Below are 22,012 nucleotides of genomic sequence, written 5' to 3' on the forward strand. Positions count from 1 at the left end.
CGGGAAATGGCACCTGGGGATCGCTCTGCTCAACCCAGGCCACGGGCTTGCAGGCGATCCCCCTTAACTGCCGATGCCGCGACGAACACCGCTTTCGTAGCCCGGGTCGAGCGCAGCGACACCCGGGAAAGGCACCCGAGTATCGCGATGCCCCACCCATACGTGGGGTTGTGTTATGGATCGTAATCCTACGGCTCCAGAACAGCCGATTGGCACCTGCATAACAGTTCGTAGTCAGAGTTAGAGGCTGGCCCTGCTGCTGGTCGCCCCGTTATCGTGAAGCTACTTTTGCAAAGAGGCCTGGAACCATGCGCACGCTCACTCTCGACCTCGATACCCTGACCCAGCTGATCAACGGTCGCGAAACCCTGGAGCACTGGCTCGACCTGGAGGCAGGTACGCTGCTGAGCCTGTCGCCGGAAGATCAGGGCAGCGACGAACGCCAGCAGATCCAACTGCAGCCCGATCGCTACGCCGCCGTGCCCAATCTCGACGTGGCCCAGCGCGTGGCCCTGCGTGAAACCTTCCTGTTCACCCTCGATGACCTCAACGCCCACCCGCTGCTCAGTGCCGCGTTGACCGGGCGCAAACCGCTGCGCGCCTTCGATTACGAGATCGACTTCTTCCCCCGCCTGCGCGAACAGTGGTACGCCTACGAGCGCAAGCAGTTGCGCGAGTACGCCCTCAACTGGCTCTTCGAGCTGGGCCTGGAGCCCGCCCCCGACAAGCTGCCCCTCGACACCCGCGGCATTCCCAAGGACATCCTGCGCCGCCTGACCAAGAACGCCTGATGCCAGGGCGCTACCGAGCGGCGGTCATCTGCCCCAGGGCCTGGACGATCTCCCCGGTGGCGCTCGGACGTACCAGCCGCGCCACCTCGCGGCCTTCGCTGAAGAAGATCAGCGTCGGCCACAGCTTGACCTGAAAGGTTCGCCCCAGGCGCTGCCCCGGACCATCCTCGACCTGGATATGGCGCACGCCGTCGCCCTGCTGCTCGAGGGCCGCGGCGATCAGCGGCTGGGCGCGGCGGCAATGGCCGCAATCCTGCGCGCCGAACTCGATCAGCGTGGCGCCGGGCAGGGCGTCGATCTGGGCCCGCGTGGGTGGTGCGGAGGCGGCATTGTGGGTCATGGTGATCCTCGTCGTAGGTTCTGCTCGATGCATCCGACCACGGCGGCAGGCACTGAGCTCCGTCTATATTGGCGAGGATCACAAGGGGTGCGCCAGCAAGCGCGGCCGTGTGCGGGATTTTCCCAGGGCTGGCATCGCTCGCAGGGTGGTGGCGCAATCGCTACCGCGCCGACGACAAGGCAGGCCATGGCGCCTGGCCCGCCCCCCTCTACAGGACCCAGCGACCCGCGCGGAGAATGTGGGAGCCGCGCCCCCGCGGCGATTGCGGGGCGCACCATGGATCTTGCGGGATGGCCGCCATCGCCTCGCGCCGGGGGCGGCGCTCCTACAGGTGACGCCTCCGACTGCGAGCGTTCCTGCCTACCAGGGAGCGGGACGGTCGCCGGATGACGTAAACAATGGCTCCCAACGGCTTTTTGAGGGAAAATCCGCCGCTTTACCCTTGAGCCCAGAGGAACCGGTCGTGGAGTCGTTGAAACAGAAGATATGCAGCGAAGGGGTCGTCCTGTCCGACCAGGTGCTCAAGGTCGATGCCTTTCTCAACCACCAGATCGACCCCCTGCTGATGCAGCAGATCGGCCATGAGTTCGCCCAGCGTTTCAAGGGCCAGGGCATCACCAAGATCGTCACCATCGAGGCATCCGGCATCGCCCCGGCGGTCATGGCCGGCCTGGAGCTGTGCGTGCCGGTGATCTTCGCCCGCAAGTACCAGTCGCTGACCCTCAAGGACGATCTCTACATCGCCAAGGTGTATTCCTTCACCAAGCAGACCGAAAGCACCCTGGCCATTTCCGCCAAGCACCTGGACGCCAGCGATCACGTGCTGCTGGTGGACGACTTTCTCGCCAATGGCCACGCCGCCAAGGCCCTGATCGAGCTGATCGGCCAGGCCGGGGCGAGCATCGCCGGGATCGGCGTGGTCATCGAGAAATCCTTCCAGAACGGTCGCGCCGAACTGGACGAGCAGGGTTACCGCGTCGAGTCCCTGGCCCGTATCCGCTCCCTGGCCGACGGCCGGGTCAGCTTCCTCGAATAAGCCACAGGCTCAACGCGCCGTGGCCTGCAACCCGGCCAGCAACAGGCGCTGGTAGAGCTCTTCGCGCAGGCCGCTCGGCTGTTCCAGCTGCATGCGCCGCAGGTGCGCGGGAAAGGCTTCGGGGGCGGGCGCCTCCAGCGTGGCCTTGCCCAGCTCGAGCGCTTCGCTGAGTTTGAATTTGCTCTTCAGCCAGGACAACGCCCGCAGCAACGCCTGTTCCTCGTCGTCGAAATCGCTGCCCAGTGGGTACTCCTCGAACAGCGCCCCGTGCTGCGCGGCGATGGCCTGCAGGCGCTCCGGGGTGTTGTCGGTGTAACGCGGGTCGAGGCGAAAGCCCGGCGGCAGCTTGCCCGCCTGGATGGCCTGCTCGATCAGAGCCGGCTGGAAGCGCGAATCGCTGATGCCGAGCAGCGCCTGGATCACCTCGGTATCGGTCTTGCCGCGCAGATCGGCAATGCCGTATTCGGTCACCACCATGTCGCGCAGGTGGCGCGGGATGGTCACGTGGCCATAGTCCCAGACGATGTTGGAGCTGGCCTGCCCCGCCGTTTCGCGCCAGCTGCGCAGCAGCAGGATGGAGCGGGCACCCGGCAGGGCGTGGGCCTGGGCGACGAAGTTGTACTGCCCGCCGACGCCGCTGAGCACACGTCCATCCTCCAGCTGGTCGGCCACCGCGGCCCCCAGCAGCGTGACCGTGAACACCGTGTTGACGAAGCGCGCATCGCGCCGCTGCAAACGCTTCAGCTCTTCCTCGCCGTGCAGCTCGTTGATGAAGGCGATGCCGGTCATGCCATAACGGTCACGCTGCTCGCGGCTCAGCTCACGCAGGCGCTGATAGAACGCCCGGGGGCCGAGGAAGAAGCCACCGTGCAGCAGCACGCCGCCATGGGCGGGCGTCAGGTAATCCTTCAGCGCCGCCTGGCTCAGCGGATCGGACAGGTCGGTAGAGGTCTGCTGGTCGGTCGGCAGCAGCAGGTGCTCGCCCTGTAACGTCAGATTGGCGTCCAGCAGGCCGGCGCCCTGCAGCCAGGCCAGAGTGTCGGCCTCCAGCCGCTCCGGGACGCCGGCGTCGAGCAGGGCCTGCACGCTGCGCGGTTGCCCGCGGGCATCCAGCGCCCCGGCATCGGCCAGGCGCTGCACCTGCAGATCCGGGTACACGGTGCGCCGCACGATGCCCGCCTCGGCCAGCGCCAGCAGGCCGCCGACGAACATTTCACTGCAGCCGTACAGCCCTTCGGCGAAGGGCTGCAAGCCGCCAAGCGCCACGACCGCCTCGGGCCGGCTCCCCCCCTGCAAGTCATCCAGCAGCGCCTGGTAGGCGGCATTGTCGGCCTGCCGAGCAAGCAATGCGGCGCTCAGCGCATCACCCATGGCGCCGATGCCGATCTGCAGGGTGCCGCCATCGCGCACCAGACTGCTGGCGTGCAGGCCGATGCAGTGATCCTGGATGCTCACCGGCATGTTCGGGGTGGAGAACAGGGTGCTGGACTCGACCTCCTGCAACTGCAGGTCGAAGGTCTCGCGCGGCAGTTCCGCGGTGCCGCCCATGTAGGGTAACCCGTCGTGCACCTGGGCCAGGCTGAGAATGGTTTCTCCGGCGTCACGCCGGGCCTGCAGCAGGGGCAGCAGGTCGAGGGTGATATCGGGGTTGCAGCTGAGGCTGAAATGCTCGGGGCGCGAGGCGTCACGGGCCACCAGCTGGGCCACCACATTGAGGCCCTTGGCATTGATGTCGCGGGCCACGTGGCTGTAGTTGCTGCTGGTGTATTCCTGCTGCGCCGGGGCGCTGTCGAGCAGGCTACCGGGCTGCAGGAAGAACTGCTCGATGCGTACGTTGGCGGGCAGGCTGTCGCCATGCAGATCGGCGAGGAAATCCAGTTCGGGGTAATCGCCATAGACCCGGTCGACGAAGGGCTCGAGAAAGCGCCGCTGCAGGCCTTGCTCGGCCCGTGGCCGCCCCAGGCACAGCGCGGTGTAGATGGTCAGCTCGCGCTCCGGCAGCTGGCGGATGCGCGCATACAGCGCATTGACCCAGCGATTGGGCTTGCCCAGGCCCAGTGGCAACCCCAGGTGGATGGGGCCTTCGATCTCGCGCAGAACGCGCTCGACGGCTTGCTCGATGGAGCACAACTGGGGCATGGGCATCTCCAGGCGGATCGTCAGGGTCAGGAATTTGGACTGCCCTGCTCCGCCTTTTGCTGCACCCGATTGGCCACCGGCAGGAAAAAACCGCCAACAGGCTAATGCCTGTCAGTTAGGCATTTGGCTCGCAAAACGGCGGTTTGCCCTGATCTTGTAGGAGCCGCGACCTCGCGGCGCCCGCGGCGATTGCCGGTCGCACCACGGATTTTGTGGGATGGCCGCCAGCGCATCGCGCCGAGGTCGGCGCTCCTACATGGGCGGCGGCTTACTGCTCTTCTGTATCGTCCCCCTGGCGCCCTCAGAGACCGGACATCTTCTCGATCGCCTCGCGCAGTTCGTCATCCGAGCAATCGCCACAGGTACCTTTCGGCGGCATGGCGTTGATCCCAGAAATCGCCTTGGCGAGGATGCCGTCCATCCCGCCCTGCTCGTCGGCCCGCGCCTTCCAGGCCGCGCTATCGCCGATCTTCGGCGCATCGAGCAGCCCTGTCGTATGGCAGGCGGCGCAGTGCTTGGCGATGATATCGTCGGCACTGCGCGCAGCACCGCCAGCGGAGGCGGCAACGGCTTCGACCCCCACGCATTCCTGACCCGACACACAGACCTGCCCGACCGGCTTGAGCCGTTCGGCGATCGCCTCGTCGGTGGTGGCTTGCGCGCTAACAGCCCACAGCGCCACGGCAACAGCTGGTGCGACCAGCATTCTTTTAATTGGGTTCACACATACGCCCTCATCGGTGGCTAGTCACGCTCGCGGCCACGGTTTCGCAAGCCCACGAAGTATAGCGGCTGGCTGGGATGGCGAAAATGACCCAACTTGCCGCAGGGTTATTGATCTCATGACGCAGATCAACGAGACGAGCTGGAGGCTGGAGGCTGGAGGCTGGAGGCTGGAGGCTGGAGGCTGGAGGCTGGAGGCTGGAGGCTGGAGGCTGGAGGCTGGAGGCTGGACAGCGTTGTGGTCGGCCTCGCCACCGTCAAGCTTTTTCGTCCAGCCTTCAGCCTTTAGCGCCTTTATCGGCTTTTGCCCCGTAGCCTGGGTTGAGCGCAGCGATACCCAGGTAGCGCCTCCCCGGGTGTCGCTGCGCTCGACCCGGGCTACCTGGCTTTTTCGTCCAGCCTTCAGCCTCCAGCGCTGTTCTCGGCTTCTGGCTTTACCGCGCTGTTTTCGGCTTTTTCGGGCCGTTGCGCGCCGTCCTGCTACACTGCCCGACCTATATGAATGCTCCCGCCAGGCCCGTACCGTGACCGCCACCGCTTTCTCCTCGCTTGCCCTGTCGCCCGCCATGCTGGCGAACCTCGAGTCCCTCGGCTACACGCAGATGACGCCGATCCAGGCGCAGAGCCTGCCGGTCATGCTCAAGGGCCTGGATCTGATCGCCCAGGCCAAGACCGGTAGCGGCAAGACCGCCGCCTTCGGCATCGGCCTGCTGGCGCCGCTCAACCCGCGCTACTTCGGCTGCCAGGCCCTGGTCCTGTGCCCGACCCGCGAGCTGGCCGATCAGGTGGCCAAGGAACTGCGCCGCCTGGCGCGGGGCGAGGACAACATCAAGATCCTGACGCTCTGCGGCGGCGTGCCCTTCGGCCCGCAGATCGGCTCCCTGGAACATGGCGCGCAGATCATCGTCGGCACCCCCGGGCGGGTGCAGCAGCACCTGGCCAAGGGCACGCTGAAGCTGGACGGGCTCAACACCCTGGTGCTCGACGAAGCCGATCGCATGCTCGACATGGGCTTCTACGACAGCATCGCCGAGATCATCGGGCAGACCCCGCAACGGCGCCAGACCCTGCTGTTCTCCGCCACCTATCCGGCCGGGATCAAGCAGTTGTCCGCGACCTTCATGCGCAACCCGCAGCAGGTCAAGGCCGAGGCCCTGCACGACGACAGCCAGATCGAGCAGCGCTTCTACGAAATCGCTCCCGAACAGCGCATGGACGCCGTGGTCGAGGTGCTGGCCAGCTTCCGCCCGCAATCCTGCGTGGCCTTCTGCTTCACCAAGCAGCAGTGCCAGGAGCTGGTCGAGCACCTGGGCGCCGCCGGCATCTCGGCCTCGGCCCTGCATGGCGACCTGGAACAACGCGACCGCGATCAGGTGCTGGCGATGTTCGCCAACCGCAGCCTGTCGGTGCTGGTGGCCACCGACGTCGCCGCCCGCGGCCTGGACATCGATGCCCTGGACATGGTGATCAACGTCGAACTGGCGCGTGATGCGGAAATCCACATCCACCGCGTCGGCCGCACCGGCCGCGCCGGCGAGAAGGGCATCGCCGTCAGTCTGGTGGCGCCGCCCGAGGCGCACCGCGCCCAGGCCATCGAAGCGCTGCAGAAGAGCCCGCTGACCTGGCACCCCCTCGGCAGCCTCAAGGCGCGCGCCGGCGAGCCGCTGCAGCCGCCGATGGTGACCCTGTGCATCGGCGCCGGACGCAAGGACAAGCTGCGCCCGGGCGATATCCTCGGCGCCCTCACCGGCGAGGCCGGGATTCCCGGCAGCCAGGTCGGCAAGATCGCCATCTTCGACTTCCAGGCCTACGTCGCCGTCGAGCGCGGCATCGCCAGGCAGGCGCTCAAGCGCCTGAGCGAAGGCAAGATCAAAGGCCGATCATTGCGCGTGCGCACCCTGTAAACTTGCGCAAAACAGGCTCAGCACAGGGGGTTCCGTGCGCAATATTCTGGTCATCGAAGACAGCCCGCTGGTATTGAAGATTCTCGAACATCTGTTCCGCCAGGAGCCCGACCTGCAGCCGGTGTTCTGCGCCTCCCTGGCCGAGGCCGAGGTGATGCTGGATACCTCGGCCGAGCTGTTCTTCGCCGCCATCGTCGACCTGCACCTGCCCGATGCGCCGGACGGCGAGAGCGTCGACCTGGTGATGCGCCACGCCCTGCCGTGCATCGTGCTCAGCGGCTCCTACAACGAACAGCGGCGCGACGACCTGCTGCTCAAGGGCGTGGTCGACTACGTGCTCAAGGAAAGCCAGCACTCCTACGAATACGCGTTCCGCCTGTTGCACCGTCTGGAGAGCAACAGCCAGGTGAAGATCCTCGTCGCCGAGGATTCCGAGGCCACGCGCCATTACATCCGCCACGTGCTCGCCCCGCACCGCTACCAGATCATCGATGCCTGCGACGGTAACGAAGCCCTGCGCATCCTCAAGGAGCAGCCGGATATCGACCTGCTGGTGGTCGACCACAGCATGCCCGGCATCAGCGGCTTCGAACTGGTCAAGCTGCTGCGCCAGAAGATGAAACGCAACGAACTGATCATCCTCGGCCTGTCCGCCGACGCCAAGGGCTCGCTCAGCGCCATGTTCATCAAGCACGGCGCCGACGACTTCCTGCGCAAGCCGTTCTGCCCGGAGGAACTGAACTGCCGGGTGATCTCGACCCTGGAGCGCCGCGACCTGATGCGCGCGCTGAAACAGGCCGCGCAATTCGACGCGCTGACCGGACTGAACAACCGCCGGGCCTTCTACGAGCAGGGCATTCAACAGTTCCAGCAGGCCCAGCGCGGTGGCCGTGACCTGAGCGTGGCGATGCTCGACATGGACTTCTTCAAGCAGATCAACGACGAGCACGGTCACGCCAGTGGCGATGCCGCCCTGATCGCCTTCTCGCGGGCGCTGAGTGCGGCCTTCCCCGATGCCTTGCTCGGGCGCCTGGGTGGCGAGGAGTTCGCCATGGTCAGCCAGCAGGACGGCGAACAGCTCAGCCTGGCCCTCGACCGCCTGCGCGAGCAGTGCGCCCGGCTCAAGTACGCCCTCGGTGCGCCACCGCTGTCATTCAGCGCGGGCGTCTATCATGGTGCGCCGGATGATCTGGAAAGCCTCCTGCACCTGGCCGACCAGCAGCTCTATCGGGCCAAACGCCAGGGTCGCGGGCGTACCCTCTGGCAGTGACGAGCCGCCACGCTCAGAGGCCGTGGCGCGCCATGATCGCCGCATAACTACCGTCGGCGCGCATCGCCGAGATCGCCGCATCGAAGCTCGCGCCGATCTCGGCATGCGCGGCATGGCTGCGGCGGATGAGGATATGCAGCCCGTTCTCGCTCAGGGGCGTAGGCAGGAACTCGAGTTGCTCGGCAATGTCGCCGAGGTTGCGCGCGAATTGAAAACGGGCGACGTACTCGTCCTCGAGCGCCAGATTCACCCGTCGGCGGTGCACCATACGCGCCGCGCTCTCGAAGCTGCCGACGCCGATCGTGCTCAGCTTCGGGTCAGCGTTGAACGCCTGCGAATAGGCGTAGCCGCGCAGCACGGCGATCCGATGCGGATACAGGTCGGACAGCTGGGCAAAGTGGATGGCGTCGCCCTTGCGCTGCACCAGGCGAATGCGGTTGATCAGGTAGGGCTGGGAAAAATGGCCGAAACGGGCGCGCTCCTCGCTGTACCAGGCATTCACCAATACGTCGTGTTCGCCTTGCTGCAAGCCGCGAATCGCCCGCTCCCAGGGCAACTCGCGGTATTCGCTGGCGTACCCGGCCCGCTCCAGGGCGGTGGCGACGAGCTCCACCGCCACGCCATTGCCCGGTAGGCGCAGGTCGGTAAAGGGCGGCCAGGTATCGGCGACCAGGCGCAAGCGCTCGGCACAGGCCACACCGGGCAATACCATCAGCAACAGGCACCACGCTCGCCAACTGTCCATAGTCGCATGCTCCCGGAAGCGAAAGGAGACCCCGCCATGGTCACATGGATCACGGCAGAGACACCAAAGGTACCAGCAGACGCATTGATGGCAAACAGCCATGAGCGATCGCGCGCCGCGATGGCCTCAGGCAACGCCAGCCCGGCTTGGGGTACCATGCGCCGCTTCGTCCTGGCCGGGATCGGCGCCTGGCCCAGGCTCCGTTGACGCTTCAGAGGAACTGCCGTGCTCTCATCCCAGGTTGTCATCATCGGCGCCGGCGCCGCCGGACTGATGTGCGCTCTGAGCGCCGCCGCCCGTGGGCGCCAGGTACTGCTGCTCGATCATGCCAACAAGGCGGGCAAGAAGATCCTCATGTCCGGTGGCGGGCGCTGCAACTTCACCAACCTGTACTGCGAGCCGGGCAACTTCCTGTCGCACAATCCGCACTTCTGCAAGTCGGCCCTGGCGCGCTTCACCCAGTGGGATTTCATCGCCCTGGTGGCCAAGCACGGCGTGCCGTACCACGAGAAGAAGCTCGGCCAGCTGTTCTGCGACAACAAGTCCAGCGACATCCTCGGCCTGCTGCTGGCCGAGTGCGACGAGGCCGGCGTCGAGCTGCGCCTGGCCACCTCGGTGACGACCATCGAGCGCCTGCCAGACGGCTATCGGCTGCAGACCAGCGCCGGCACGCTCAGCTGTCAGTCCCTGGTGATCGCCACCGGCGGCCTGTCGATCCCGACACTCGGCGCCAGCGGCTTCGGTTACCAGGTCGCCCGGCAGTTCGGCCACAGCCTGCTGCCCACCCGCGCCGGCCTGGTGCCGTTCACCCTGACCGACCCGCAATTGAAGAGCCTGTGCAGCGAACTGTCCGGCACCTCGGTGGAGGATTGCCGGGTCAGCTGCAACGGGCAGAGCTTCGTCGAGAACATCCTGTTCACCCACCGCGGCCTGAGCGGCCCGGCGATCCTGCAGATTTCCTCGTACTGGCACCCCGGCGACAGCATCGGCATCGACCTGCTGCCGCATCTCGACCTCCCCGCCTGGCTGGCCGAGCAACAGCGCGAACGCCCCAACAGCGAGCTGAAAACCCTGCTCGCCGAGCTGTTCACCAAGAAGATGGGCGGATTGCTGGCCGAGCACTGGTTCAGCTCCCGACCACTGAAACAGTACACCCCGACGCAGCTCAACGACATCGCCGAGCGCCTGGCCAACTGGCAACTGGTACCGGCAGGCACCGAGGGCTACCGCACCGCGGAAGTCACCCTGGGCGGCATCGACACCCGGGAGGTGTCATCCAAGACCATGGAATCGCTGAAGTCGCCGGGGCTGTATTTCATCGGCGAAGTCCTGGACGTCAGCGGCCACCTCGGCGGCTTCAACTTCCAATGGGCCTGGGCCTCGGGCTACGCCGCCGCGCAGTACGTTTAGAGCAGCCTTGAGCTTCAAGCCTCAAGCCTCAAGCAAAAGCAAAAGCCTAAGCGTTTCTGCTGTGTGCTTGAGGCTTGCCGCTCGCTTAGAACAATGCTTTGCGCGCTTCGCTGGTCAGCACCGCGTCAGGCCGCTGGGAAATGGCCTCGGCCACGCTGTAGGCGCGCTGCACCGCGGGCCGGGCACCCATGCGGGCCAGCCAGGCGGCCATATGGGGGAAGTCCTCGAGACGCTGGCGCTGCAGTTCCCAGCCCTTGGCCCAGGGGTAGATGGCCATGTCGGCGATTGAGTAATCGCCGGCCACGTACTCGCGGCCCTCCAGCTGACGATCCAGCACCCCGTAGAGGCGTGTGGTTTCCTTGACGTAGCGCTCGATGGCATAGGGGATCTGCTCGGGGGCGAAGCGCACGAAATGATGGTTCTGCCCGGCCATCGGCCCGAGCCCGCCCATCTGCCAGTGCAGCCACTGCTGCACCTGTACGCGCAGGCGTGGCTGCAGCGGCAGGAAGCGGCCGATCTTGTCCGCCAGGTACTCGAGAATCGCCCCGGATTCGCACACCGAGATCGCCTCGCCGCCGTCGGCCGGATTGTGGTCGACGATGGCCGGGATGCGGTTGTTCGGCGAGATCTTCAGGAACGCCGGCTCGAACTGTTGACCGGTACCGATGTTCACCGGGTGGACGCTGTAGTCCAGCCCGCTCTCCTCGAGGAAGATGCTGATCTTGTGGCCGTTGGGGGTCGTCCAGTAATGCAGGTCGATCATGAGGCGCTCCTGTCGATCGCGGCGCATGCGGCAGCCACGGCGTGATGGAAAGTAGGGGATTGGAGCCAGCGGCCAGGCGCAGAGTTCAGGTCGGCGTTCGTGGCGTTGCCGGTGACCCGCCATCCGCCGCGGACGTCCAGCATGGCGTAACGCGCTGGCCAGCGACAACCCGCGGCATGATTATTTTGCCTGCGCAACGCAAACGGCCTCTCGCCGTCGGGGTCTCAGCCAGGGCACAATCGAATCGCCGGGCGCTGCACGCGCCTGGCCCGCTCATCTCATCTGCGAAAAGGTCGCCTGTCCCGGATGCCGTCCCCCTCCCTGCGCCACTCCCTGCGCCGCCTCTGGGCGCTGGACAAGTTCAGCTACAGCCTGCGGGTGTTCATCGCCCTCAGCGGCAGCCTCGCGCTGTGCTGGTACCAGGGCTGGATGCACGGGCTGATCCCGCTGTTCCTCGGCGTGATCGCCAGCGCCCTGGCGGAAACCGACGACAGCTGGCAGGGCCGTCTCACCGCCCTGCTGGTCACCCTAGGCTGCTTCAGCGCCGCGGCCTACACGGTCGAGTTCCTGTTTCCCTATCCCTGGCTGTTCGTCAGCGCCCTGGCTTTGTCGACCTTCGCCCTGACCATGCTCGGCGCCCTCGGCGAACGCTACGCCACCCTGGGCTCGGCAACCCTGATCCTCGCGGTGTACAGCATGATCGGCGTGGAGCAGCGTGGCGGCATCGCCGGGCTGTGGCTCGAACCCCTGCTGCTGGTTGCCGGCGCCGCCTGGTACGGCGCCCTGTCGGTGCTCTGGAACGCCCTGTTCGCCCATCAGCCGGTACAGCACAGCCTGGCCCGGCTGTTCCGCGAACTGGGCCTGTACCTCAAGCTCAAGGCGGCACTGTTCGAGCCGTTGCGCCAGCTCGACGTGGAACAGCGGCGCCTGGCCCTGGCCAAGCAGAACGGCCGGGTGGTGGCGGCACTGAACGCGGCCAAGGAGGTGATCCTGCACCGCGTCGGCAACGGCCGCCCCGGGCCCAAGGTCAGCCGCTACCTGAAACTCTACTTCCTCGCCCAGGACATCCACGAGCGAGCCAGTTCCTCGCACTACCCCTACAACGCCCTGGCCGAGGCGTTCTTCCACAGCGACGTGATGTTCCGCTGCCAGCGCCTGCTGCGCCTGCACGGCAAGGCCTGCCACGCCCTGGCCCGGGCCATCGAACTGCGCCAGCCATTCGAATACGGCGAACAGCAGGGCCAGGCCCTGGGCGACCTGCAGGCCTCGCTGGAACACCTGCGCATCCAGAGCAACCCGGCCTGGCGCCACCTGCTGCGCTCGCTCGGTGCCCTGGCCGGCAACCTCGGCACCCTCGACAAGCTGCTGGGCAGCGCCAGCAACCCCGACGCCCTGGCCGAGGAACAGGACAGCAGCCTGCTCGACCGCGAACCGCAATCGCTGCGCGATGTCTGGGAGCGGGTGCGCCTGCAACTGACGCCCACCTCGCTGCTGTTCCGTCACGCCCTGCGCCTGTCCGTCGCCCTGGCCGCCGGCTATGGCGTGCTGCACTGGATTCATCCGACCCAGGGCTACTGGATCCTGCTGACCACGCTGTTCGTGTGCCAGCCGAACTACGGCGCCACCCGCCTGAAGCTGGTGCAGCGCATCACCGGCACGGTCCTCGGCCTGGTGCTCGGCTGGGCGCTGATCGAGCTGTTCCCCAACGCCCTGGTGCAGGCCTTCTTCGCGGTCGCCGCCGGCGTGGCGTTCTTCGCCACCCGGGCCAGCCGCTACACCGTGGCGACGGCGGCGATCACCCTGCTGGTGCTGTTCTGCTTCAACCAGGTGGGCGACGGCTACGGGCTGATCCTGCCGCGCCTGTTCGACACCCTGCTCGGCAGCCTGATCGCCGGCCTGGCGGTGTTCCTGATCCTGCCGGACTGGCAGGGCCGGCGTCTGAACCGGGTGGTCGCCAATACCCTGAGCTGCAACAGCACCTACCTGCGCCAGATCATCCGCCAGTACGCCGAAGGCAAGCGCGACGACCTCGCCTACCGCCTGGCCCGGCGCAACGCGCACAACGCCGACGCGGCGCTGTCGACCACCCTGGGCAACATGCTCATGGAGCCGGGCCACTTCCGCAAGGAGGCGGACATCGGCTTCCGTTTCCTGGTGCTGTCCCACACCCTGCTCAGCTACCTGTCGGGCCTGGGTGCGCATCGCGGCGAGGTGCTGCTGGCCGACGAACAGAGCGACCTGCCAGCCAGCGCCCGGCGCCTGGCCGACAGCCTCGACGAAATCGCCCGCAGCCTGGCCGAACAGCGTCCGGTGGCCATTCAGAGCGACAGCGAGGAACAGCTCGCCAATACCCTGGAGCAGATCCCGGAAGAACTGGATGACGACCAACGCCTGGTACAGACGCAACTGGCGCTGATCTGCCGGCAACTCGGCCCGTTGCGCACCCTGGCCGCGCACCTGCTGAAGAATCGCCAGGCGGCACCCGCCTGATAGTCGCCCCCAGGATTGTCCTCCCTCCCCACAAACACCCGAGCGCCCATGGATAAACAGCCCATCGCGGACCTGATGATTGAGCGCCTCGGCGCCGATCTGCTGGCCGCCGAGCAGGCGGCGCGGGTCGCCCACGAAACGGCGACCCATGAAGAGAACGTCGCCGAGAACAAGTACGACACCCTGGGCCTGGAAGCCGCCTACCTGGCCGCCGGGCAGGCGCGCCGGGTCGAGGAAATCGGCCTGAGCCTGCGGGTCTGGCGGCAGTTGCAACTACGCCCGTATGACCCGGCGCTGGGCATTCGCCTCACCGCCCTGGTGCAGCTGGCGGACGAAAGCGGACACGAACAGTGGCTGTTCCTCGGCCCCGACGGCGCAGGCATCAAGGTACGCATGCAACAGCGGGAGATTCTGCTGCTCAGCCCCCACGCGCCCCTCGGCCAGCGCCTGCTGGGCCGCCGCCCGGGCGACGAGATCGAACTGCGGATCGCCGGCCGGGTGCAGCATCACGCGATCATCGCGGCGTACTGAAGGCTCCCTTGCCCGATTGCAGATCGCGCCAGGTCAGGTACAGGCACTCCAGTTGCTGGCGCACATAAGATGATGGAGGGTGCTCTACGCTCCCCCACACATGCACGCATGAAAGGGGATCGCTTGCGACTGCAAAGTCTGGATAGCGTCGCCGCCTGGTCCCGGCGACGCAAGCCTGCGCGGCATGACCAAACTCTTCACCATGTCATCATGCCGCTACCAAAGCCCCTTTGCCGACAGAATCGACCAGGCGGGATGAATGGTCTTCGAGAGCGTTCTCTCAACGACCTCCCTCCATCAGAACCAAGGTAAGACGAGCGTCAACCTTTCCCACGGTTCCCCGGTCAAGGCTTATCTCCGAAACACTTATACCCTTCGCGTCCAGATCCACAAGCCAACGCAACATCGCATCAAACGGAACCTCCGCCACCGTCACAAGCAGGCCCGCCCCATCGCTGTCGATACGCTCCAGCACCAGCCCCTGCTGCTTCGCCGTGCCGGTTATGGTGCCCTGCAACTGTTCCGGCGCCAGTTCGGCTCGGCCTGGAACTGCGCTGGCACGTGCCAGCGCCGCGTTGCGCTGGATATAGAGGAAAGTTTCCTGCTGCAGCGCCTGATAGGCCTTGGCGCGCTCCACCCGTGCATCCAGCGGGCGCCAGACCAGCAGGTAGAAAAGCACCGGTAACAGAAAAACACCCAGCAGGCTCAGCGCCGTGCGGTCATTCGGCGATAACTGCAGCCAGCGGCCCCACAAGGGCGACTGCTGTACACAGGCCTTCAGCGACAGTTTCAACTGCGTGAGACGATTCATACTCCACCCCGCAACACGACACGGGCGGTGACACCCTGTTCCTCACGACTGGCCGATCCGACCTGGACGCTCAGGCCGCTCTCGGTGAGACGCTGGCGCAGTTGCTCCAGGTCGGCGAAATCCCTGGCACGCACCTGCAGGACCAAGTCACCACGGGATTGGCTATAGTCGACCTGGGTGACGACCAAGGGTGACTTGGCGCTGGCAATACTCGGCGAGGCCAATCCGAGAAGCGACATGAAGCTGCTTTCCGGTGTTTTCTGCTCGAGATGGGCAGCGAACTGGGCGCGGATGTTGACGATCCGCGAGTCCTCGGGAAACAGCTCCTGGTACAGCGCCCGGCTGGCTTGCGCGTACTCATCACCGCTGCGCTCCAACAGCCAGACCTGCACGACGTTGAAGGCCAGCAGCAGGATCACCGCCGCTGCGGACAGCAGGGCGAAGGGTCGCCAGAGCGGCCACGCCGTGGTCTCCGTGCGCAACCGGAAGTCGCCCTGAGCCAGGTCGATGGCCGTAGCGCGGCCGCCAGCCAGTAGCGCATAGGGATCAGGTTCGGCACGAGGCGCAATGCTGCCGCCGCAGAAAGGGCTCAACTGCGGCCAGCACGCCTGGGAAACGGCCATGCGCACCTCGGCCTCACCGCCAATCAGCAGCCGATCGCCCAGCAACAGTGTCTGCTCGCCATCCTGCGGCAGAAGATCCGCATCCACATGTATGGCGGCGACCGTAATGCCGGATAGTTCCAGCGTATCCAGCCAGTTGGCGAGCTGCGCCTTGAGGATCGCCAACACCGGGTAACGACCATCCGCGCCCGGTTCGCCCAGCGACAGGTGGAAATGCTCGACGTCATCGGCCAGCATCTCCTCGACGACATACGGCAGTGCCTGGCGCATCAGGCGCGCCTTGCGAGTGGGCAGGCTGACCCGCAGCGCGCTGGTCATCTCGGCCGGCAGCACCAGCGCCACGGGCCGGCCTTCGAGCAGTCCGGCACATTCGCCAAGCCCGAGGCTACGACTGCCCTGCCCGGGCGCAACCCACACCACGGGTGAATCCCCCGCCGGACTCGTCGGGCTGGTTGCCACAAAAATACAGTCCATCGTCACTCCAGCTCTTGCGCCGCGGCGGACACGCTTTCGGCCCACCCCGGCTGACCAAGATCACGCTTCAACACCCGGATTTCACCCTTGGCATCTCGCGCCAGGGTACTCAACAGAACCAGTCTGCGATCGGCCAGACGCACCTCGCTACGCACCTGAAAGAAACCGCTGCCCACGCTGAGACCCGACGCCCTCACCCCGGTACCGGCCATGGCCGGCTGATCCAGGAAACTGCGAATGTCCTTGTAGCCATCCTTGCCCCTGGCGTTGACCAGTGCCTGGGCCGTCGCCGGCTCCAGGTTATCGGCCAGGCACGACAGTACCAGCGCGCTGGCCGTGTTGACGTTCAGCGGCGCCCACGGCGGGATGGCGGCAACATAAGGCTGCAGCGCGCGGTAGTGGGCTTCGGACATGCCCAGCAGCAGGCGCAGTTCGGAGACATCCTGCAAGTTCCTGCCGGCCGAGCGATAGGGCGGCTGGGCGAGCAGGTACTGCTGATCCTCGGCGCCATATTCGCCATTGATCTGCTGATCCTCGTCGAGCCAGTCCACCAATCGATCCGCATAGGGCTCATCGATCCGCAGACTCGACAACAGTCGCTTGAATCGCTCGACCGCCAACCTGTCCACCTTACCCTCGCGCACCAGGCTGTTGAGGTTGAATCGGCCAGCCAGATCGTCGATCTGCACGCCGATCTCGCCCTGTTCGATGGGGAACGCGGGCAGGGGCCGAGCCCAGGGTTCCATAGGGTGATCGACAGGCGTGCGTGGATCGGTACCGGCCTCCTTGAGGTCGCGCAGCAGCACGGCCTGCCCCAGGGCCTCGCCACCGAGGGCATAGTGCCAGGCCTGACGCAACGCGATCTGGTTGGCGCTCTGGCGAATGGACAGTTGCTGTCGCGCGACCAGCCCCGCACAGACGACGGTGACGATGGACACCACCAGCAGCACGGTGATCAGGGCCATGCCCCGCTGCGACCGTTTCAACCGCCGCCACCGCTGTCACTCGGCACGCGACCTTGCTCATCCGCAGCGACTCCGTCAGTGGAAAGCGGTTCAGCGGGCATTTCCGGCAACCGGTAGAGGCGCTGCAAGTCGCCATAGGCACTGTGCTGCACCTTCACTTCCACCGCTACCGGCAGTCGAGCCAGCCGCGAAGGATCGTCTTCGCCAACGGCAGCGGGAGGCCATTGCGTCTGCCATTGCCCCTTATCGTCCAGGTAGCGCAGCTCGAAGGCGCTCACCTCGTCGAGCACGCTCTGCGTCCTGGGCTGGCTGTCCACGGCCTGATCCAGCACCGTCCAGTACACCCGCTCCAGCGTCTTCCCGGCCAGTCGCCAGCGTACCCGCTGGATACTGGAGCGTTGGGTGCCCAGCGGATTGCGCCAGCCCACACGACTGAACTCAATCGCCACGCTACCATCCATCGCCCCCATATCGCCGAGCAGAGCCGCACGTTGCTCGCCATAGGCGTCACGTACCATACGCGGCACGGCCTGGGCAAAATCCCGATCGAGGGCAGCCACGGCGCGCCCCAGCTCACGCAGCGAGCGCTCATGGCTACGAGTGACTTCATCGGTGCGCAGCACGGTATCCAGCATGCGGTAGGTGGCCAGACCGAGCAGGGCGAAGATGGCGATGGCGATCATCACTTCGAGCAGGGTGAAGCCTCGCTGCGCGCCGTTCATTCGCGCACCAGGAGAAAACCGATCAGGCTGAGCACGGCGCGTTCGCTTATCGCAACCGCCCCTCCGCGCTCGGCCTTGGGCGCCACCCACACCGTGACACGGCGCATACCCTTGTCGCTGGTCGCTTCCACTTCACTCTGGATCTCCCACTGCCGCCCGCCAAAACCCAGGGTCGAGGAGTCACGCCCGGGGCCCGGTGCGGGTGTCTGCAACTGCAACTCGGTGATGCGGTTGTCGGCGATCCACCCGGCCAGGGTCTTGAGCTGCAGCTGTTCGGCCACGATCAGGCTGCGGCTGGCGGCGGTCAGCACCGATGCCGCCACCACGGCGAAGATGGCCAGCGCCACCAGCACCTCGAGCAGCGTGAAGCCACGATCGGCTCTGGCGTCCATGGCTACTGCGTCGCCTCTGGCCGAGGCAACTGGTAGCCATCGCTGGCCAGGGCGTAGGCGCTCCCCGCCCTCTCCCGCTCCTCCAGGCGCAAAGTGAAGGGCGAAAGTTCGCCACTGGAGAGAAACAGCAACTGCGGAGCCAGCGGCTCTTCATCGCTCGACCTGTTCGTGCCCCCCGGCGAATCCTCGGGCGTGGCCAGTGCTGGCAGTACCAGCGCCTCGCCGTCCAGCTTCAGTTCCATGCGCATCCAGCCCGGCATCGCGTGCCGAGTTCGTGACGAGTCCCGGCTCCAGGTTTCGGAAAGGTTGTCATGGACGAGCACCTGATAGCTGTCGGCGTCGAGCAACAGCCCGTATTCGCGCCCCTCGAGCACGGCCTCATCCACCAACAGGGTCATCAGCGCCGCGAGGCGATCCGCCTCTTCGCGCAATTGCCGACCACTGCTTGGATTGCCTGTGGCGAGCACGGCCACGCTGACCAGACAGCCGATGATCACCAGCACTACCAGCAGCTCGATCAGGGTGAAACCCTGCGCACGCCGCATCAGCCTTCCCAATTACCGATGTCGGCGTCGCTGTCACTGCCGCCTTCCTTGCCGTCGGCACCCAGGGAGTACAGGTCGTAGGGCCCCTTGGTGCCGGGCGCCAGGTACTGATAAGGGTTGCCCCAGGGGTCGACCGGCAGTTGCTTGAGGTAGCCGTCGCGGTTCCAGTTCTTCGGTTGCGGGTTGCCCGAAGGCTTCTTCACCAGGGCATCGAGCCCCTGCTGGGTGCTGGGGTAGGCGAAGTTGTCGAGCCGATACATGTCCAGGGAGGCGCCAATGGCCTTGATGTCGTTCCTGGCTACCGTCATCTTGGCCTGATCCGGGCGGCTCATCACCTGCGGGACGACCAGTGCGGCGAGGATGCCGAGAATCACCACCACCACCATGATCTCGATCAGGGTGAAGCCTTGCTGTTTGCGTTGCGCTTGCACTGCGATTACCCCACAAGTTGGTTAAGGGAAAGAATGGGCATCAGGATCGCCAGCACGATGACCAGCACCACGGCGCCCATGAACACCAGCATCAGCGGCTCGAACAAGCCCACTAGCATGGCGATTCGCGCGGCCAGGTCGTTCTCCTGATTCCGCGCCGTGCGCAACAGCATCTGATCCAGCTCGCCGGACTTCTCGCCGCTGGCGATCATGTGCAGCATCATCGGTGGGAACTCCCCACTCTGATCCAGAGCCCGGGTCAGGCTGCCACCCTCGCGCACCTTCTGCGCGGCGATCTCCACCTTGCCGCGGATGGCGCGATTGGCCAGCACCTGGGCGGCGATGCCCAGGGCGTCGACCAGGGGCACGCCACTGCGAACCAGGATGGCCAGGGTCGAGGCGAAACGCGCCGTGTCGGTGGCACGCACCAGACGTCCCAGCAACGGCAGGCGCAGCAAGGCGGCGTGAGCGCGCAACTGCAACGCTTCGCGGCGCAACGCCCGCTTCGTCAGCAAGACCGCCGCGATGCCGGCCAACAGAATCAATACTCCCCAGTTCTTGACCACATCACTGGCGGCGATCAGGCCAAGGGTCAGGCCAGGCAGCGGCTGACCGGTGTTGACGAACACCTTGACCACATCCGGCACCACGTAACCGAGCAGGAAACCGACGATGCTCAGGGAGGCGACCAGCAGGATCACCGGATAGAGCAACGCCAGCTGGATGCGCTGCCTGGACTGCTGGCGCTGCTCGGTGTAGTCGGCCAGTTGCTCCAGCACCAATGCCAGATGGCCAGCATGTTCTCCGGCGGCCACCGTGGCCCGATAGAGTTCGGGAAAGGCGGCCGGATATTCCTTCAGCGCCTCGGCCAGACTGTGGCCTTCCAGTACCTTGGCACGCACCGCCAGCACCATCGCCTTGATCCGCCCGGTCTCGCTCTGGGCAGCTACCGCGCTCAGGGCTTCGTCGATAGGCATGGCCGCCTGCACCAGGGTCGCCATCTGCCGCGTGAGCAGGGCCAGGCTGGCCGCCGACAGACCGCGCTGCAGGCTCCAGCGGGCACTGCCGGCGCTGCGCCGTTCGCGGGTCTGCCTGACCTCCAGCGGTGTCAGTTGGCGGTCGCGCAGCAACTGGCGCACCTGCCGCGCGCTATCCCCCTCAAGCACACCACGGGTCTGCAGGCCGCGAATGTCGAGCGCGATATATTCGAAAGCAGCCATTATTCCTCTCGGGTCACCCGCAGTACTTCCTCGACCGTGGTCACGCCTTCGAGAATCTTGCGCCGGCCATCGCCACGGATGCTCGGCCCGCTGGAGCGGGCATGGGCGGTCATTTCCTGCTCGGAAGCACCGTTGTGAACCAGCGTGCGCATATGATCATCGAACACCACCAGTTCATAGATGCCGGTACGGCTGCGGTAGCCGAGCTGATTGCACCGCGCGCAGCCCTTGGCGCGGTGCAGCGTGGGGGGGCTGGAGGCCTTGATCTCCAGCAACGCACATTCGGCGGCGTCGGCCTGGTAAGCCTCCTTGCAATGGGGACAGAGCACTCGAACCAGCCGCTGCGCCAATACGCCGAGCAACGACGACGACAGCAAAAATGGCTCGATCCCCATGTCCACCAGGCGGGTAACGGCACCGATGGCGCTATTGGTATGCAATGTCGACAGCACCAGGTGGCCGGTGAGCGACGCCTGCACGGCGATCTCGGCGGTCTCGCGGTCGCGGATTTCGCCGACCATCACCACGTCCGGGTCTTGTCGCAGGATCGCCCGCAGGCCACGGGCGAAGGTCATGTCGACCTTGCTGTTGACCTGGGTCTGGCCAATGCCTTCGAGGTTGTACTCGATCGGGTCTTCGATGGTGAGGATATTGCGCGAGCCGTTGTTCAGGGTCACCAGACTGGCGTACAGGGTCGTGGTCTTGCCGGAACCGGTAGGCCCGGTGACCAGCAGGATTCCATGGGGCTTGCTGACGGTCTCTTCCATCAGCCCGCGGTCGCGCGGGCTCATGCCCAGATGCTGCAACGTCAGCCGCCCGGCCTGCTTGTCCAGCAGCCGCAGTACCACGCGCTCGCCGTTGGCCGACGGCAAAGTGGAAACCCGGATATCCACCTCACGGCCCGCCACCCGCAGCGACATGCGGCCGTCCTGCGGCACGCGTTTCTCGGCGATGTCCAGCCTGGCCATGACCTTGATCCGCGAGACCAGCAGCGCCGCCAGCTCACGCCGCGGCTGCAAGACCTCACGCAGAATGCCATCGATACGGAAACGCACCAGCAGACGCTTCTCGAACGTCTCGACATGGATATCGGAGGCGTTTTCCTTGATCGCCTCGCCAAGAATGGCGTTGATCAGGCGAATGATCGGCGCATCATCCTCCTGCTCCATCAAGTCTTCGGTTTCCGGCACCCGCTCGGCCAGGCTGGCCAGGTCTAGCTCATCGCCCAGGCCTTCGGCCATCTGCATGGCCGCCGAGGAATCCTGCTGGTAGACCGCACTCAGCGCCGCGTCGAACGCCTCGGCGTCCATGGCCTGCAACTCGAGAAACCGGCCGGCGAAACGTTGCGCTTCGGCCAATGCGGTCAAGGCCGTACCCGGCCGATAGACCAGACGGGGGCCCGCTTCAGTCGCCTGCAACAGCACGCCATGCCGCTTGGCAAAGGTGAACGGCAACCGCCTCAGCGCGGTTGCATCGACAACAGAAGAAGGAACATCGGAAAGGCTGGTGGCAGACATCGCAGATCCATTGCGCAGGAGGTGACGGGGCTGGCCCGCAAAGCCTATTCAGACCACCGCATCAGACCGCGATGGCAAGATGCAATTAAACCACAGAAGGCCTATCGCGGAACTGGGTGAGGTGCGGTTTGTGGGGTAGTTCCCGTTCGTGCCCCACCCGAGAACAAAGG

At 65.9% G+C, this 22,012-nt stretch carries 21 protein-coding genes; 7 read left to right on the forward strand and 14 right to left on the reverse strand.

From position 1 onward, the window contains the following. Positions 1-308 precede the first annotated feature (308 nt). Complete coding sequence (locus DNK34_RS24035; protein ID WP_131177842.1) at positions 309-791, forward strand: UPF0158 family protein; 483 nt, start codon at positions 309-311, stop codon at positions 789-791. Between the two features lie 10 nt (positions 792-801). On the opposite strand, the gene DNK34_RS24040 is transcribed toward DNK34_RS24035, so the two are convergent. Further along, entirely contained in the window at positions 802-1,131 is a 330-nt protein-coding gene (locus DNK34_RS24040) for a thioredoxin family protein (RefSeq protein WP_131177841.1), read from the reverse strand. A 463-nt stretch (positions 1,132-1,594) separates the two neighbouring features. Here DNK34_RS24040 and DNK34_RS24045 point away from each other — a divergent pair, with 463 nt between their 5' ends. Further along, the gene (locus tag DNK34_RS24045; RefSeq protein ID WP_131177840.1) at positions 1,595-2,167 is read left to right on the forward strand and encodes a xanthine phosphoribosyltransferase; all 573 of its coding nucleotides are present in this window, start codon (positions 1,595-1,597) and stop codon (positions 2,165-2,167) included. Positions 2,168-2,176: 9 nt separating this feature from the next. Here the strand turns inward: DNK34_RS24045 and DNK34_RS24050 are convergent, their stop codons facing one another. Beyond that, positions 2,177-4,306 carry an acetyl-CoA hydrolase/transferase C-terminal domain-containing protein gene (locus DNK34_RS24050; RefSeq protein WP_131177839.1) on the reverse strand — a complete coding sequence of 710 codons (2,130 nt, stop codon included), beginning with the start codon at positions 4,304-4,306 and terminating at the stop codon, positions 2,177-2,179. 301 nt (positions 4,307-4,607) lie between these two features. Continuing rightward, entirely contained in the window at positions 4,608-5,030 is a 423-nt protein-coding gene (locus DNK34_RS24055; protein ID WP_131177838.1) for a c-type cytochrome, read from the reverse strand. A 523-nt stretch (positions 5,031-5,553) separates the two neighbouring features. On the opposite strand from DNK34_RS24055, the gene dbpA reads away from it, so the two are divergent. Both dbpA and DNK34_RS24070 read left to right on the forward strand, forming a co-directional pair. Continuing rightward, positions 5,554-6,933, forward strand: coding sequence for an ATP-dependent RNA helicase DbpA (gene dbpA, locus DNK34_RS24065; protein WP_131177844.1), 1,380 nt, complete (start codon positions 5,554-5,556; stop codon positions 6,931-6,933). Positions 6,934-6,967: 34 nt separating this feature from the next. Then, positions 6,968-8,203 (forward strand): diguanylate cyclase domain-containing protein, encoded by a 1,236-nt coding sequence (locus DNK34_RS24070; protein WP_131177837.1) that lies wholly within the window; start codon positions 6,968-6,970, stop codon positions 8,201-8,203. A 13-nt stretch (positions 8,204-8,216) separates the two neighbouring features. On the opposite strand, the gene DNK34_RS24075 is transcribed toward DNK34_RS24070, so the two are convergent. Continuing rightward, positions 8,217-8,948 carry a substrate-binding periplasmic protein gene (locus DNK34_RS24075; protein ID WP_131177836.1) on the reverse strand — a complete coding sequence of 244 codons (732 nt, stop codon included), beginning with the start codon at positions 8,946-8,948 and terminating at the stop codon, positions 8,217-8,219. A 225-nt stretch (positions 8,949-9,173) separates the two neighbouring features. Between DNK34_RS24075 and DNK34_RS24080 the strand changes: the two genes are divergently transcribed. Next, positions 9,174-10,358, forward strand: a complete 1,185-nt coding sequence (locus tag DNK34_RS24080) for a BaiN/RdsA family NAD(P)/FAD-dependent oxidoreductase (protein WP_131177835.1) — start codon at positions 9,174-9,176, stop codon at positions 10,356-10,358. A gap of 85 nt (positions 10,359-10,443) precedes the next feature. On the opposite strand, the gene DNK34_RS24085 is transcribed toward DNK34_RS24080, so the two are convergent. Next, positions 10,444-11,121: a glutathione S-transferase N-terminal domain-containing protein gene (locus tag DNK34_RS24085; RefSeq protein WP_131177834.1), complete on the reverse strand. Its 678-nt coding sequence runs from the start codon at positions 11,119-11,121 to the stop codon at positions 10,444-10,446. A gap of 306 nt (positions 11,122-11,427) precedes the next feature. Between DNK34_RS24085 and yccS the strand changes: the two genes are divergently transcribed. Both yccS and DNK34_RS24095 read left to right on the forward strand, forming a co-directional pair. Continuing rightward, a complete protein-coding gene (yccS, locus tag DNK34_RS24090) occupies positions 11,428-13,611 on the forward strand; it encodes a YccS family putative transporter (RefSeq protein ID WP_131177833.1) in 2,184 nt (727 codons plus the stop codon). A gap of 48 nt (positions 13,612-13,659) precedes the next feature. Then, positions 13,660-14,142 carry a transcription elongation factor GreAB gene (locus DNK34_RS24095; protein WP_131177832.1) on the forward strand — a complete coding sequence of 161 codons (483 nt, stop codon included), beginning with the start codon at positions 13,660-13,662 and terminating at the stop codon, positions 14,140-14,142. Positions 14,143-14,422: 280 nt separating this feature from the next. Here the strand turns inward: DNK34_RS24095 and DNK34_RS24100 are convergent, their stop codons facing one another. From DNK34_RS24100 to gspE, 9 genes are read right to left on the reverse strand one after another with little or no spacing between them, the layout of a single operon-like run. Continuing rightward, entirely contained in the window at positions 14,423-14,953 is a 531-nt protein-coding gene (locus DNK34_RS24100) for a type II secretion system protein M (protein ID WP_131177831.1), read from the reverse strand. Further along, entirely contained in the window at positions 14,950-16,050 is a 1,101-nt protein-coding gene (gspL, locus tag DNK34_RS24105) for a type II secretion system protein GspL (protein ID WP_131177830.1), read from the reverse strand. Before gspL ends, DNK34_RS24100 begins: the two co-directional genes overlap by 4 nt. A gap of 2 nt (positions 16,051-16,052) precedes the next feature. Then, positions 16,053-17,015, reverse strand: a complete 963-nt coding sequence (gspK, locus tag DNK34_RS24110; RefSeq protein WP_278248894.1) for a type II secretion system minor pseudopilin GspK — start codon at positions 17,013-17,015, stop codon at positions 16,053-16,055. A 17-nt stretch (positions 17,016-17,032) separates the two neighbouring features. Beyond that, positions 17,033-17,737: a type II secretion system minor pseudopilin GspJ gene (gspJ, locus tag DNK34_RS24115; RefSeq protein WP_131177828.1), complete on the reverse strand. Its 705-nt coding sequence runs from the start codon at positions 17,735-17,737 to the stop codon at positions 17,033-17,035. Further along, on the reverse strand, positions 17,734-18,129 hold the full coding sequence (gspI, locus tag DNK34_RS24120; protein WP_131177827.1) for a type II secretion system minor pseudopilin GspI: 396 nt from the start codon (positions 18,127-18,129) through the stop codon (positions 17,734-17,736). Before gspI ends, gspJ begins: the two co-directional genes overlap by 4 nt. A 2-nt stretch (positions 18,130-18,131) precedes the next feature. Next, positions 18,132-18,674, reverse strand: coding sequence for a type II secretion system minor pseudopilin GspH (gspH, locus tag DNK34_RS24125; protein WP_165497354.1), 543 nt, complete (start codon positions 18,672-18,674; stop codon positions 18,132-18,134). Beyond that, on the reverse strand, positions 18,674-19,060 hold the full coding sequence (gene gspG / locus DNK34_RS24130) for a type II secretion system major pseudopilin GspG (RefSeq protein ID WP_242675393.1): 387 nt from the start codon (positions 19,058-19,060) through the stop codon (positions 18,674-18,676). Before gspG ends, gspH begins: the two co-directional genes overlap by 1 nt. A gap of 50 nt (positions 19,061-19,110) precedes the next feature. After that, positions 19,111-20,325 (reverse strand): type II secretion system inner membrane protein GspF, encoded by a 1,215-nt coding sequence (gene gspF / locus DNK34_RS24135; RefSeq protein ID WP_131177825.1) that lies wholly within the window; start codon positions 20,323-20,325, stop codon positions 19,111-19,113. Further along, positions 20,325-21,842 (reverse strand): type II secretion system ATPase GspE, encoded by a 1,518-nt coding sequence (gene gspE, locus DNK34_RS24140; RefSeq protein ID WP_131177824.1) that lies wholly within the window; start codon positions 21,840-21,842, stop codon positions 20,325-20,327. Before gspE ends, gspF begins: the two co-directional genes overlap by 1 nt. Between the last annotated feature and the right edge of the window lie 170 nt (positions 21,843-22,012).

The organism is Phytopseudomonas dryadis (genome assembly GCF_004327355.1).
Taxonomy (GTDB): domain Bacteria; phylum Pseudomonadota; class Gammaproteobacteria; order Pseudomonadales; family Pseudomonadaceae; genus Aquipseudomonas; species Aquipseudomonas dryadis.

What these genes read in the sequence shown, in the direction of transcription:
- DNK34_RS24035 (WP_131177842.1), top strand. Translation starts at nt 309, where the DNA reads ATGCGCACGCTCACTCTCGACCTCGATACCCTGACCCAGCTGATCAAC.
- DNK34_RS24040 (WP_131177841.1), bottom strand. Translation starts at nt 1,131, where the DNA reads ATGACCCACAATGCCGCCTCCGCACCACCCACGCGGGCCCAGATCGAC.
- DNK34_RS24050 (WP_131177839.1), bottom strand. Translation starts at nt 4,306, where the DNA reads ATGCCCCAGTTGTGCTCCATCGAGCAAGCCGTCGAGCGCGTTCTGCGC.
- DNK34_RS24075 (WP_131177836.1), bottom strand. Translation starts at nt 8,948, where the DNA reads ATGGACAGTTGGCGAGCGTGGTGCCTGTTGCTGATGGTATTGCCCGGT.
- DNK34_RS24085 (WP_131177834.1), bottom strand. Translation starts at nt 11,121, where the DNA reads ATGATCGACCTGCATTACTGGACGACCCCCAACGGCCACAAGATCAGC.
- yccS (WP_131177833.1), top strand. Translation starts at nt 11,428, where the DNA reads ATGCCGTCCCCCTCCCTGCGCCACTCCCTGCGCCGCCTCTGGGCGCTG.
- DNK34_RS24095 (WP_131177832.1), top strand. Translation starts at nt 13,660, where the DNA reads ATGGATAAACAGCCCATCGCGGACCTGATGATTGAGCGCCTCGGCGCC.
- DNK34_RS24100 (WP_131177831.1), bottom strand. Translation starts at nt 14,953, where the DNA reads ATGAATCGTCTCACGCAGTTGAAACTGTCGCTGAAGGCCTGTGTACAG.
- gspL (WP_131177830.1), bottom strand. Translation starts at nt 16,050, where the DNA reads ATGGACTGTATTTTTGTGGCAACCAGCCCGACGAGTCCGGCGGGGGAT.
- gspK (WP_278248894.1), bottom strand. Translation starts at nt 17,015, where the DNA reads ATGGCCCTGATCACCGTGCTGCTGGTGGTGTCCATCGTCACCGTCGTC.
- gspJ (WP_131177828.1), bottom strand. Translation starts at nt 17,737, where the DNA reads ATGAACGGCGCGCAGCGAGGCTTCACCCTGCTCGAAGTGATGATCGCC.
- gspI (WP_131177827.1), bottom strand. Translation starts at nt 18,129, where the DNA reads ATGGACGCCAGAGCCGATCGTGGCTTCACGCTGCTCGAGGTGCTGGTG.
- gspH (WP_165497354.1), bottom strand. Translation starts at nt 18,674, where the DNA reads ATGCGGCGTGCGCAGGGTTTCACCCTGATCGAGCTGCTGGTAGTGCTG.
- gspG (WP_242675393.1), bottom strand. Translation starts at nt 19,060, where the DNA reads ATGGTGGTGGTGGTGATTCTCGGCATCCTCGCCGCACTGGTCGTCCCG.
- gspF (WP_131177825.1), bottom strand. Translation starts at nt 20,325, where the DNA reads ATGGCTGCTTTCGAATATATCGCGCTCGACATTCGCGGCCTGCAGACC.
- gspE (WP_131177824.1), bottom strand. Translation starts at nt 21,842, where the DNA reads ATGTCTGCCACCAGCCTTTCCGATGTTCCTTCTTCTGTTGTCGATGCA.